The 13,969-nt window shown below is 43.8% G+C and carries 7 protein-coding genes and 1 pseudogene; all 8 read right to left on the bottom strand.

What is annotated here, in order from left to right; all coding sequences use genetic code 11:
- Window positions 1-16 precede the first annotated feature (16 nt).
- Window positions 17-1,042 carry a cytoskeleton protein RodZ gene (gene rodZ, locus Phpb_RS12415; protein ID WP_065390594.1) on the bottom strand — a complete coding sequence of 342 codons (1,026 nt, stop codon included), beginning with the start codon at window positions 1,040-1,042 and terminating at the stop codon, window positions 17-19.
- A gap of 120 nt (window positions 1,043-1,162) precedes the next feature.
- Entirely contained in the window at window positions 1,163-1,576 is a 414-nt protein-coding gene (locus Phpb_RS12420) for a tetratricopeptide repeat protein (RefSeq protein ID WP_065390595.1), read from the bottom strand.
- A gap of 105 nt (window positions 1,577-1,681) precedes the next feature.
- Complete coding sequence (gene rlmN, locus Phpb_RS12425) at window positions 1,682-2,860, bottom strand: dual-specificity RNA methyltransferase RlmN (protein ID WP_036781629.1); 1,179 nt, start codon at window positions 2,858-2,860, stop codon at window positions 1,682-1,684.
- A 183-nt stretch (window positions 2,861-3,043) separates the two neighbouring features.
- Window positions 3,044-3,469: a nucleoside-diphosphate kinase gene (gene ndk, locus Phpb_RS12430; RefSeq protein ID WP_046397558.1), complete on the bottom strand. Its 426-nt coding sequence runs from the start codon at window positions 3,467-3,469 to the stop codon at window positions 3,044-3,046.
- A gap of 222 nt (window positions 3,470-3,691) precedes the next feature.
- The gene (gene pbpC, locus Phpb_RS12435) at window positions 3,692-6,013 is read right to left on the bottom strand and encodes a peptidoglycan glycosyltransferase PbpC (protein ID WP_065390596.1); all 2,322 of its coding nucleotides are present in this window, start codon (window positions 6,011-6,013) and stop codon (window positions 3,692-3,694) included.
- Between the two features lie 57 nt (window positions 6,014-6,070).
- A complete protein-coding gene (locus Phpb_RS12440) occupies window positions 6,071-11,101 on the bottom strand; it encodes an alpha-2-macroglobulin family protein (RefSeq protein ID WP_065390603.1) in 5,031 nt (1,676 codons plus the stop codon).
- Window positions 11,102-12,087: 986 nt separating this feature from the next.
- On the bottom strand, window positions 12,088-12,891 hold the full coding sequence (locus Phpb_RS12450; protein WP_065390598.1) for an MBL fold metallo-hydrolase: 804 nt from the start codon (window positions 12,889-12,891) through the stop codon (window positions 12,088-12,090).
- Window positions 12,892-13,403: 512 nt separating this feature from the next.
- Window positions 13,404-13,608: pseudogene (locus tag Phpb_RS24925) on the bottom strand (IS30 family transposase); the annotation flags it as partial.
- Window positions 13,609-13,969 lie beyond the last annotated feature (361 nt).

The raw sequence follows: 13,969 nt of genomic DNA on the forward strand, positions 1-13,969 counted from the left end.
TACTGCAACAGGCATTTTATTGTGCTGTTGGTACTTTAAAACGCGCGATACGGCCTGCTTTAGCAAAGCGGCTTAAATCGACGACTTGCCCCCGGAACTGTACATCCACTACAGCCGGAGCGCCGATAGTTAAATTATAAGGTAACGAGCCAGAAAGACTCAGGTGGTCACCCTTATGTTTAGTTCCACTAAACAACGTTTTTCCATTTGCATCCACAACTTGCAACCAACAGGATGCTTTAAAATTCATCACCAATTTATTACTGTCAACCACTGCCGTTGAATTATTTTCAGGCACATTAGGTACTTGCATGGCCCCTTGATTAGCTGGCAACGGCGCAGTCTGAGTTTGCGGCCCGTTACCTGCTAGTTGAGTTTCAGGTGTTTTCACCACTTGGTTTTGAGTTGATGGCACAGATTGAGTCACTTCCTCACTATTATGACTATGAGTATTCGGACTATGAGTATCCGCTGCCGCTGCATTTTCAGCCGCAGATACTGACGGCTCACTTGTTGCCTGTTCGCTGGCCGGCAACTGTGGCGCCGACTTGTGACTTTCAGTCACCTTAGCTTTTTTCTGAGCAATCTGAGCCGCCGAATGATCAACCATCGAAATCAATTCTTTCTGTTGAGCCGTGTGGTTTTGCCACCACCATGCTCCCGTCAAACTAATTACAACTAAAATAATCAACCACGTAATCCACATCAACCAACTTTCGCGTTTTTTACGTTTTTTACCCAATGAAAAACTCTGCATCGGTGAAACTTTCGCTGTTTTTGCCGGAGTATGCTTATCCAAAATTGCCAGAATTTCCGTTTCTGGAATTTGCACCAACTTAGCATAAGAGCGAACATAACCACGCAGGAAAGTCGGTACCATCGTGGCTGGAATATTGTCCTCTTCAATATCACGGATAGTAGAAAGTTTTAAACACAAGCGATCAGCTACAGTCTGCTGGGTTAACCCGTGCTGTTCACGAGCCTGACGCAGGAGCTGACCTGCGGTTAAATGAGCTTGTTCTGGAGTCGTTTCAGTATTCATTAGCAAGAAGACGCGGTACTGTTCAGGTTGTGAAAAACTTCGCGCCGGCTCCTGCTATAATCTTTAAATTACACAATAGCCTGCGCGGCGAAATAGATTTGCTATTTTACTAGCGGCAAATCACTGATAACAAACACGCCTGTTAGCATGGCTCTCAGTAAACAGAGTTTTAACTTCTTCATACTGCCCCTGCTCACAGAGAAAAACGCTGTAATGATACAATACCGTATCATTTCCTGGCGCATACTGCATCGCCATTTTGTAACGTTGGCGGGCAGCTTCCGGCTGACCAGAATATTGCTCATACAACGCCATACCTAATTGAGCCTGATAATGGTCTGGCTTTGCCAGTAAAACCTTATCAAAGTGATATCTGGCGGCGGACAAATTACCTTTAGCCAGATAGGCCATTCCCAGTTGAATCCGGGTTTCTGCCGCGACTTTTCGCTGTTGATCGCCGTTTGTTGGTTGATTGGAACATCCAGCCAACAACATAGCAACCACCATCATTCCCGATAACGATTTCCTTATCATTCCATCCCCACCGACCAAAGATACGCAATTGTAACTATTATTTTACTTATGCATTTCACTTATGCATTTCAGTGACTGCATGAAGCGACATACCCACATTCCCATTCAGACTGTTCTTATCTGAATAGGTTCACCTGCCTGACGTTTTTTCAATGTACGTTTGGTACGATCAATGACATCACCGGCAAGCTGACCACATGCGGCATCGATATCATCACCGCGAGTCTTGCGGACAATAGTGGTGAAACCATATTCCATCAACACCTTGGCAAAACGATCAATCCGGCTGTTGGAACTACGACCATATGGCGCCCCCGGGAACGGGTTCCACGGGATCAAATTGATCTTACTCGGTGTCTCTTTCAAGCATTCAGCTAATTGATGCGCCTGTTCCACGCTGTCATTAATATGATCCAGCATGACATATTCCACCGTCACACGCCCCTGATTCGCATTGGATTTAGTCAAATAGCGGCGCACACCGGCAAGGAACTGCTCGATATTATATTTACGGTTGATAGGAACAATGTCATCCCGCACATCATCTGTCGGCGCATGCAAGGAAATCGCCAAAGCAACATCGATCATATCGCCAAGTTTATCCAGTGCCGGCACCACACCGGAGGTGGATAAGGTCACGCGGCGTTTTGACAGACCAAAACCAAAATCATCCATCATGATTTCCATCGCAGGCACCACATTATTCAGGTTAAGCAAAGGCTCTCCCATGCCCATCATCACCACATTGGTGATAGGACGGCGACCACTGGATTTCAGTGAACCAATAATTTTCGCGGCACGCCAAACCTGACCAATAATTTCAGAAACCCGTAAATTACGGTTAAACCCTTGCTGAGCGGTAGAACAAAATTTACATTCCAGTGCGCAACCTACCTGAGAAGAGACACACAAGGTCGCTCGATCATCTTCCGGGATATAAACCGTTTCAACTTGCTGATCGCCAACCGTAATTGCCCATTTAATTGTACCATCGGCTGAACGCTGCTCTTCCGCAACTTCAGGTGCACGAATTTCCGCCACTTGTTGCAATTTTGCTCGCAGAATTTTATTAATATCGGTCATCTGCTCAAAATCGTCATAACAGTAGTGATACATCCACTTCATCACCTGATCAGCTCGGAAGGGTTTTTCTCCCATATCAATGAAAAACTGACGCATTTGCTTACGATTCAGATCAAGCAGGTTAATTTTACCGCCTTTCTTTTCTGGAGTTTCAGACACGACAGGTGCAGCAAATTGTGCCGCAGTATTTGGTTGGGACATTTTTGTATATTGCCTCGTTGTGACACTTTCGGCTCTGCGTTGATGAATTCAACGCGAAGTTCAATTCGAATATCACTATCAGTTTAGCATAGTGACAAATAACAAACGCCCCGTCGAATTAACAACGGGGCGCCGCATTGTACAAACTTTAATGCAATGATGCTACGGGTAACGGCAAATCAATTAACGTGGGCAAATTTCATCTTCTGTGAAGAAATAGGCGATTTCACGGTTTGCAGATTCAACCGCATCCGAGCCGTGAACCGCGTTTTCAGTGAAGCTATCCGCGTAATCGGCACGCAGAGTACCTGCTAATGCATTATCAGGATTAGTTGCTCCCATCAGGTCACGATGACGCTGTACTGCATTCTCGCCTTCCAACACCTGAACCATAATTGGGCCAGAAGTCATAAATTCCACCAGACCATCAAAGAAAGGACGGCCTTTGTGCTCCGCATAGAAGCCCTCAGCCTGTTCACGGGTCAGGTGAAGCATTTTGGCGGCAATAATTTCAAACCCGGCGCTTTCAAAACGAGCATAAATCGCCCCGATGGCATTTTTCTTCACAGCGTTAGGCTTAATAATAGAAAAAGTACGTTCAACCGTCATGGATAACCTCTTGGCTCTTCGTTCAGCAACTGATAATTTTAATTTTTCATTCCCGATAAGTTAATCGGTTAATACTCATTCCGCAACCTTAGCGGAGGTAAAAGCGGCGTTGATTATAGGGGCACGAATAGCAGTTGCCTACAGAAAACATAACATTCCATTAAATTTTCCTTAGCGAAAATTACCATTTTTTCGTACAAATCACACTTTTACCTGAATCGTTTACTTCAAGGTAAAATTGACAGCATCAACCTGTCCACCCAAATCCAAAACACTAAGCTGATATTTACCCGGTTGAGTTAAAGTCTGAACAAATCCCTGATTTTTTTCTGTGATCATTACCTGCTCTCCATTTAGAAACCACCATTGCTGCCCACCACTACCGCCTTGAGTCGTCATACGTAAATCAAGGCTGTTAAAACCGGGGAGTCGCTTTAACACATCTCCATTATGAATACCCACGATCAACAAGGGCGCCTCATCTGATTTCAACGGTGGACATTCGGTATTAGCCGGTGGCAGACGCTGCGCCCGACGCTCTTGTGCTGGTAACCATGATTCAAGAGTAATTGGCCATAAAGCGATATTTTTAGGCTGAGCATCGGGACAATCCGGGGCCACACGCAAACCTTTTTTATCCAACCATACCTGTTCATTAATACCCGAAATGGCCTCTTGCCCTACCGCAGGCAACGTAGGCGGAATGGTATTATTCAGTATCCAGCTCAGACGACGCTGACGGCAATTATTATCTCCTTTCGGCAAACTCTGCCCTCCCGGCCAACAGATAACGGCCTGACTAACAGTTACTGGGCGGGGATCAACAGGGATTCGTTTAGCCCCATTTCGCATATTAGCGAGTAACAGATTATTGATCTGATTCATGATGGGAATCGCCGTCGCGTAGCCGAACTGCCCGACAACCGGTGTGCCGTCCGGCCTGCCAACCCAAACACCAATGGTATAACGCGCGTTTAAACCGATAGCCCAAGCATCACGGTAGCCATAGCTGGTACCGGTTTTCCAGGCCAGCGGCACCTGTGCCGGCAACACATCATCAGGTTGCGGCAAAGCCTCTCCAGCCATAATCCGTCTCACTATCCATGCCGCGCCGGGGGAAAAAAGTTGTCTATCACGCAATTTCTGTTGTGGAGTGAATCTGAGAGGAGAAACCTTCCCCTGACGAGCAAACGCCGTGTAAGCCGCCACCAGTTGATCCATCCGAACTGCCGTGCCGCCAAGAATCAATGATAAGTTAGGTTCACTAGCGGGAGGAAAACGCAATACCGTTCCCACATTACGCATATTGGCGGTAAACCGCTTAGCGCCATAGGCTTCAAGCAGTTGCACGGCGGGTAAATTCAGTGAACGAACCAACGCTTCACTGGCACTCACCGGTCCATGAAAGCCGCTGTCAAAATTTCCCGGACGGTAATAATCAAAGCGGCGAGGCACATCCTGTAACAGTGATTCCCCATGAATTAACCCATCATCCAGCGCCATTGCATACAGAAATGGTTTCAAGGTTGATCCCGGCGAACGCCATGAACTTATCATATCGACATGACCAAAACGGCTATCATCCCGCAGATCCAACGAACCGATATAAGCTTTCACCGCCATGTCTGTATGATCAACCACTAACACGCCAATCGACGTTTTTTCTGGTAACTGGTACTTCCAATTCACCGCCATATCTTCAAGCTGGCGCTGTAATCCCACATCAAGGGTTGTTTTAATGATCTCCTGACGAGAGCCTTTCGCCATTCGTCTGGCAAGAAGCGGGGCAAGCTGTGGCGCCTGACGAGGAGCCAGCCACAACGTCTCTTGGCGAATATCAGCAACCTTCTCTTCCGGCCAGATTTTATACCGCGCCAACCGTTGCAACACCTTATCACGAGCAGCCTGTGCCCGTTCAGGATAGCGATCTGGCCTTAAACGACTGGGAGCCTGTGGCAAAACAGCCAGTAAAGCCGCCTCTCCCGCAGAGAGTTCAGAGGGCGGTTTCGCTAAATACGCCCAACTCGCCGCACCGACGCCTTGTAACGTCCCTCCAAACGGCGCACGGTTCAGATACATCTCAAGAATTTCGTTTTTAGAATAGTGCCATTCAAGCTGCAAAGTACGCCAGATCTGTTTCAACTTGCCGCCAAAAGTACGTGAATGGGGATCAATCAACCGGGCGACCTGCATTGACAGAGTACTGCCGCCGGATAAAATTTTACCTGCCCGAATATCCTGCCAGGCAGCCCTCAGCAGAGAAATCGGGTTAATACCCGGGTGTTTATAGAACCAGCGATCTTCATAAGTCAGCAATGCCTGAATATATTCCGGTGATACTTGATCCAACGTCACCGGATAACGCCAAACGCCTTCATCATCGGCAAAACGCCAAAGCGGCGTACCATCCTCACTCACGACAATACGCGCCATTTTGACTTCATGCAGTGGCAGAGGCCAAATTTTATCCGCCAACCATAAACCCGCCGGGATCAGAAACAACAACAGCACGATCAGCCATATAAGGCGATGCGTTTTCTTCATCAATGGATACCTGGTGAGAAATCCGCCCCTACGCCAAAGCATAAGGGCGGATAGACTTTAGCGAACAACTTCCAGTTTTTCTGGTGTAGAACCCACCGCACGCCAGTAAGGCACATACATAGATTCAACCTGTGGCGCAGGAATGGTGTAAACACCCGGAGTTACAGCACGTGCCAAATAGAGCAACGTCACTGGCTGAGAAGGATCAACCGCGACTGCCGCCACATATCGATCATCACGATATTCCATATGGCGAATCGTCGCCTGCTGCATATCGCCAATCAACTCTTGCAGATTAGCGGCACTCTCACTCAACTTAGCACTACTGTTAGCCAAATTTTGGTTCTCTAGTTCCAAACCGGCAGGCAATAAATCAACAACCAAAGCATCCGATACGGGTTTATCTGAACTAACCACCAATTTCACAACCACCATTTCACCGCTTTTCAGACGTTCAATAGCAACTGGATTACCCTTTATATCCAAATAGCTACGCTCAATTTTCAGCACATTAGCGTAAGGTTGCGGAGAACGCAGTGGGTAGGCCACCACATTCACTCGTGAATAGAGCGTGCTGTCGCCAAGGTTATCGATATTGACGCCTTGCAAAATATCCTGTGGATACAGCGTCTCACTATAAGGTTTGTCCCTACTTATCGGTGAATCCCACTGATTAGACACCGCTTTCCACGGTTGCACCAATACATCGATAAAGAAACGTCCCGCCAGATAGAGTGAATTACTCTCTTGAGTTGAAAAATAATGGCGAGATGATAATTCATCAGACAGCGCCAGTAATTTCTCATCACGTTCCTTTATCAACATATTATTTTCAGTCAACAGCGCGACAATCATTGCGTTGTCACGGATGGCGCTACCGTAATCACCTAAATCTAAATCATCATTACGGTTTTTGCTGATCCCCAAATGAACCGCTTCATCTGCTCGGGTATTATCCCCCATCAGTTTCAGTGCGACGCCCAGTTGTACCAGCGACAAGCCATTACCTGCTTGCTGACGGCGTTCATAAACTTGTCTCAAAGCACCCAATGGCGCTTTCTGTTGATTTGCAAGCACCAGGCCGGCATAAGCCTGAACCGAGAATCGCATTGCTTCCTGATCCTGGCTGTAGGGATAGTTAATAACACTCTTATCCTGTAAATAACGTAACAGACGATTATTGGCAGAAGTCAACACATCTTTAGGTACGCTATAACCCCGTTGACTTGCACGGAATAGAAAATCGGCAGCATAGGCCGTTAACCAATACTCTTCATCACCGGTTTTATCCCATAAAGCAAAACTACCGTCATGACGTTGCATACTGACCAGATGAATAATTCCCTCATCAATACTTGCCCGGCGTTTATCATCATCTTCCGTCATGATGCCCAAGCTATTCAGCTCTGCTTTGTTCGAATAGAGTGACGGGTAAAGCCCGCTGATCGTCTGCTCAAGGCAGCCATACGGATAAGCGTACAATTCACGAATATAGCGTGAAATCTGTAACGGCGGACGGCTGCTCAGTAACAACTGCCCCTCGGCTCCTTCTGGTGATAAACCCGACAAGGCATCCGACGGCATCTGCCACTCCTCCCCCGGATGAATAACATTAGCGAACAGAACAGTTTCCGCTGGCTGCGCCGGACGCACGCCAATCTTCCAACTATTTTGGTACGGCTTCACATTTTCACCCGGCAGATTCAGACCATTAATCGTCAGGGAAACCTCTCCTTGACCAAAACCGTGCTGCGCTGTGACCGGGATCTCCACGGTGGTACGTTTGCCTTTTTCCAGTACTATCTCTTTGCTAGCATCCCCCTCTAACCTAATCAGGTCATCAGCAGCAAAGTTCAAGGTCAAGTTTTGCGTCTGCTCAGTTAAGTTAGTCAAATCCAACGACAACAATGCGCTATCACCACCGGCCATAAAGCGAGGTAATGCCATCTGTGCAATCACCGGCGCCGCAACGACAACTTTACTTTCTCCGTGGCCGAACTCATCTTCACTCCATGCTTGAGCCATCAGCTTCAACTCACCATTGAAATCAGGGATTAGCAAAACGATCTGCCCTTCGCCGTTTTCATCCAATGTCACTGACTGTGCCTGTTCAGCGATAATCTTAACTTCGGTTAATGGTTTCCTACCGCCACGCTCAAGGGCGCTATCATCACCATCACCGCCAAAACGCAGGTTCGCCAGACGGCCTTCACCTTCAATCAACTGACCATAGACATCATATTGATCGACGCTGTAACGCTTACGACCAAAGAAAGCCTCATAGGGGTCCGGGGTTTTAAAATTCGTGACATTCAACACCCCTGTATCGACAGCAGAAAGCAGCACATTAACCTGCTTAGGTAATTTCCGCCCTTGCTGTGGCGTCGCTTTGACTTTAACGGTCAAATTTTGATTCGGACGTATTTTTTCCGGTGCGGATAGCATTAAATCCAGTTTACGCTTTTCATCAGCCAACGGCAGGTGCAGCACGCCAATGGCCCGTTTCGGTGTCGCCTGACGAGATTTATCATCTGGACGCACCACCACAGCGGTTAAATAAAGGTCATGACGACGCCACTCTTTATTCACTGGCACTTCCACATCCAAACCTTGTTCTGGCACATCAATTTTTTGCCACCAAAGCGGCCCTTCGCTGGATTCCACCAACAGATAACCTTTACCGGCCTGTGGCGCGACCATATGCAGTTTTATTTTCTCGCCTACCCGATAAGCCGGTTTATCCAGAGACAATTTCACCTGATCAGGGCGAACAGCCCCTGTGCCACCCGTATTGTCCTGCCATGAGTAACCGGCCCAGAAATTAACGCTGGTCACTAATTGATTTTCTGGATTAACCACTTCAATACGGTACGAACCCCAATCAACCGGAAAACTAACCTTTGCGGTGCCATCTTGAGCAATCTGGATATGCTCATCCGCCATCACCAAATCTTTCTGGTCATAGCCTGATTGCCAACCTTCACCATCCGACCAACGCCAATAATAGTCACGGCGTTCATAAACCAGACGGGCGGTTAAATCTTTAGCAGCATATTTTTTTCCATTGGCATCGGCATACACCAGCGCAAATTGCGCCAGTGAATTTTCATCCACATTGTAACGGCTTTGATAACGACCTACGCGATAGTCATAAATCTCTTTCTGATTAAACAGCGGACGGATACCCACCAGCTTTTCTGTCGGCCAAACGGCCTGTTCAACCCGCCGAGTTATCGGGCGGCCGGCCGATTCAAGCAAACTGGCCTGTACAATGACATTTACCGGCGAAGAGACTGAACTCCAGTTGTCGGCACTGACATTAATTACGGCTTTACCATCATTCCCTAAAACCAGATCAAACTCATCCAATGTGCGACTAAGATTGTCCTCTGTAACCGCCCCAAACTCATAGCCAGGCAATTTTGCTACCGCATCACGAGCTGGACGCAGGAATAATTGCCCTTGCAGGCGGTTATATGCAGCAGGCGCTCCATATAGATAACGGCCGTTAATCGCGAAATCCACATCGTGGTCTTTCATCACCGGTTGCGACTCACTGCTAATTTCCAGCGCCATACGCTCCGGCAGAAAATCTTCGACATTAAACTTGTAATAACGGGGTTTGTTATCACCCAAATCAAAACGTAGCGACCAGAGGCCGGTAGCCGCTGAGGGAGGGATCACATAACGATATTGATACAATCCGTTTTCAGGTTGCCAGACAAAACTATGGACTACCTGACCATCAGTTTTCAGTACATCCACTTTAACCGGCTGACTTTTCACTGCGCGGCCATCGCCATCACGCAATAGGCCATTAACAATCAACGTTTCACCCGGACGATAGAGATCACGAGGCCCAAAAACAAAAAACTGTTTGCTGTACCCTTGTGAGCCAGAAATATCGAACTCAGACAGATCCAGCGCCGGTGATACCAAATCAATCATACTGGTTTGGTGGTCACGAGTAGCGAGCAATAGTTTCGCTTTCGCATTTTTCTCCAGGCTGACGTGTCCATCATCGTCCGTCGTCGCCTTTGACAATAATTGCCCTTTCTCATCCAACAGCCGTATTTCCACCCCTTTTAAGCTGCTACCTCGCGCCAAAGATTGGGTAAACACATCCATCCTATCCAGATAGCTGTGCATAGAAACACCAATATCACTTAAGGTAAACATTGTCGCGGGATTAGTGTCGGTGTATTTACCCGCTTGTTGCATCACCGCCAGATAAACGCCATCTTTCTGTAACTCTTTAATATTACTTAATGGCAACAGTAATTTTTCGCGGGTATTCAGTGTTGGATTCAGATCGAAACGGCCGGTATAAACCAGTTCCGCGCCTTTGAGCATCTCTTCAGATTCCCAAGAACTCATATTATTGCGATATTGCCACTGTGCAATAAAAGCGGGCAATGCTGTCTCTTTGATCCTGAAAAAATTAACATCAATACGATTTACATTCAGTGCTAATACCGGCAAACCTTCAGCGACTTTACTGGGTAACAAGGAGCCTTTGCTGGCAAAACCGACAGACGGAGAAATCGTCGCGGTTGTCATGGTTTTCTCATAAACCGTTTCGAGTTGACGATTATTGATACCTTTAACACCTTTATCTACAGTCAATTGCAACTCACGGGAGGGCGGTAAGTGGCGCAAGCGAAGCTCCATCATGTTATCTGATAGTTCCCAGGCGCCATCAAGCTTACCCTCTTTGACATCGACCAAACGGACATTCTGAGCAAAATCCTGATTTGGATCTAAAGGAACAGAAAATGTCACCACCATTGCACTGGCGCCATCAAGCTGAACTTCGGAAGCATCCAGAATCTTCACCGGTTTACCGGCATAACGTTTTGCTAATTCAGCCAATGACGCCGCGTCTTTCTGTTTTACTGATTTTGGTGGAATATTTGATTGTTGAGATGCTTTCTCGCTTTGAATTTTAGTGGACTGTGATTGAGCCGCTTGCTTATTATCAGTGCTATCAGATTGGTCACAACCAGAAAGCATCAGCAAAGACGCTAAAATCGCCGCCAAATAACGCTTGTTTCTTCCTGGTCGTTGCCAGAATTGACCTTGATTCATAACCATAACCCCTGTCTTAACTCCAACCAACTGATGGCTGGATTTAATGAATAACTTTATATACCCGTCATCTTTCAAGTTGCCTCTTTGTTGGCCGCACTCGCTCACCCCGGTCACATAGTTATCTATGCTCCCGGGGATTCGCTCCTTTGCCGTCGCGATGCATCTTGAAATCCATAGGGTATAAATCAATACATTAAATTCAAATCAAACAGATATAATCAACGATATACCTGTGATCAGCTTATATACCACCTATTTACATTAGGCAACGTACAGACATTAAGTTCGTATAATAGCTTGTTATTTTAACGAATTAAACATCACAGAGACGATAAATAAATCTAAATTTATCGATTCAACTTTCCATTAAGAACTCTATATATCTAGTAAAACCAATTTTCGTCATTTCCCTCAGTGACCGGAGATAACTCTTTATCGCACCACCTGTCTAATAATTTACAAACAATAAAAAAATATAAAATCGACCATTGAAATAAAGTTTAACAAACAAGAAATTATCATTATCGTACCAACTATAAATATCACTATCGGATTAAACACACTCGATTTCAATATACCATTATTTAATAAATCAATTATCTCAATCAATAAAAGCAATAAATAACTTTAATAAATATATATTTAACATTTTATTTAATACATTATTAACCATTTATTAAGACTAATCATTATCTCAATAGGATATTTATAACAAATAAAAAGTCATATAAATAAAACACATTTAACTTCTGATGCAGAAATTACCATTAATCTGTACTCTGTACTCTGTACTCTGTACTCTGTACTCTGTACTCTGTAAATAGAGTGCCACTTTTTTATCAAAAGTGGCAATAATGACTTGAGTGAAACACCGATTATACAAATTATTTTCTATAAAATATGAATAAAACCCTAACCCCAACGCTGTCGCAAATGGGGTAATAGCCTGATGAACATCCATTTTCTCAATAAATTTCATTATGTTACTCTACTAATAATACCTGCCCTGTTTTCAACTGTTTAACATTCGGTAACCAAAGTCTTCCCCAGCGACCAGTACAGTGACATCCATAAACCTCTTGTATATCCTCTTTTATGAAAAATTCTCTGATCTTCAATAATTCTGTCGGCGATGCTCTCCTTAAATGTAATCCGCCTATTACCGCACATACTTTGTCTACACCCGTAATCATTTTAGCGTGGTTAATAATTTCACAAATACCAGAATGACCACAGCCAATGATAATCACCAGTCCATTATCACTTTTCCAAATTAACGCGCTATCATCCAATATATAATCATTAGCCCAAGAGCTCTTTCTAATTAATCCGTAGGATTTACGATGATTGTTTGCTATTTCTCCTGAAAAAATAAATCGATCGCTTATTTTCATATGCGATTTCGTCAAACGAAATAAAACTCTCTTCTTAACTCTTTTATTAATTTTACCCGACATTTTTTTGAATTTTAAGACACTCTTTTTATTGAACATGACACCATAATATTTCTCGCTTAATGCATCAGGGTGACATATTAATTTAGCATTATGAGGAAAATAGTTAACACCACCTATATGGTCAGAATGCCCATGAGAGATAACAATTTTGGATATATCATCAATAGATATTCCCATCCTATTTGCATTCTCAAGATAGCTACCATCTGGGCCGGTATCAAAAATTATCTTCTCTTCACCATCCTCAAGTAAAAGACTCAGACCAGGCTTAGCTATCAAATGTGAATCAGATGTTTTATTTTCCAGGAGTACAGTTATTTTTAATGACATGGCATATCCATCAGTTCTGTTGAAGTAATACTTCTATTAAACGATACAGGTAACAATAGCATTGACGTACATCAATGAAATAATGAAAAGCCATTATATTGGCACATTTTTATAAGCAGATCACAAATTCCCCCTTCTCTGTTAACCGTTAATTTTTCAACATAAAATGATTATCTCTCTATCATATTTATTGTCTTGCAATATTAACACACAAATATTATACCTTACTGTACAACATATTTTAAAAATAGAGGGAAATATATTATTAAAAAATAAAATTAAACGATAGGTTATTAAGGCAATTTAATTAGACTTACTGTACTAATACCTAGTGTAGTTGACAATGGCTAATTTTAAATATCACTATCAAGCCAGTAATTAACTTACATGACCACTTTCATTTTATCTATATTATAAGATAAAAATATAATGTGTTTATCAGATATAATTTGACTTTATATTACATAAAAAACATTTAAATAGCTTGGATTCACATAATAAGTGCAACATCGTTACTCTGGAAGTAAACATATCCGTATTCCTTATAAATAATTCATTGGATGTTTTACCACCCCAAGTTTTTCAGGGGCAATTACTTAATCGGTTTACCACAAACTTTATTTCCTGCTTAGAGATTTCATTAAAATCGGTTCCTTTTGGAAAGCATTGCTTGATTAACCCATTGATATTTTTATTGCTCCTCCTTTCCCAAGAAGAGCAATGACACCAACAAATCATGCTATTTATCCCATATGATTATGAAGGATTTAGGTTAAGTGATCTTCTGGCAGAGCGAGCAGCAGATAAGAAGCAAGATTGGCATGGATAACCCTAACCCCTCACATAATCATAAAAGACAATATCTCATCACCAATTTATGATAATTATCACACTTTATTTTGTATATTACAGAAACAACAATCATAAATGTGATATTAATCACATTATTAAAATAAAACAATAAAATTAATTTGAAATTATTAATGTTGGTTATTAAATGATTAATATTAATCTATTTTTTATACAATCCTGTTACAAAATAATCACATTGGCCTGTTTTTTGCTTTGCAATATAACC

Source organism: Photorhabdus namnaonensis (assembly GCF_001684335.1).
GTDB classification, from domain to species: domain Bacteria; phylum Pseudomonadota; class Gammaproteobacteria; order Enterobacterales; family Enterobacteriaceae; genus Photorhabdus; species Photorhabdus namnaonensis.

What these genes read in the sequence shown, in the direction of transcription:
- ndk (WP_046397558.1), bottom strand. Translation starts at nt 3,469, where the DNA reads ATGACGGTTGAACGTACTTTTTCTATTATTAAGCCTAACGCTGTGAAG.
- Phpb_RS12450 (WP_065390598.1), bottom strand. Translation starts at nt 12,891, where the DNA reads ATGTCATTAAAAATAACTGTACTCCTGGAAAATAAAACATCTGATTCA.
- pbpC (WP_065390596.1), bottom strand. Translation starts at nt 6,013, where the DNA reads ATGAAGAAAACGCATCGCCTTATATGGCTGATCGTGCTGTTGTTGTTT.
- rlmN (WP_036781629.1), bottom strand. Translation starts at nt 2,860, where the DNA reads ATGTCCCAACCAAATACTGCGGCACAATTTGCTGCACCTGTCGTGTCT.
- Phpb_RS12440 (WP_065390603.1), bottom strand. Translation starts at nt 11,101, where the DNA reads ATGAATCAAGGTCAATTCTGGCAACGACCAGGAAGAAACAAGCGTTAT.
- Phpb_RS12420 (WP_065390595.1), bottom strand. Translation starts at nt 1,576, where the DNA reads ATGATAAGGAAATCGTTATCGGGAATGATGGTGGTTGCTATGTTGTTG.
- rodZ (WP_065390594.1), bottom strand. Translation starts at nt 1,042, where the DNA reads ATGAATACTGAAACGACTCCAGAACAAGCTCATTTAACCGCAGGTCAG.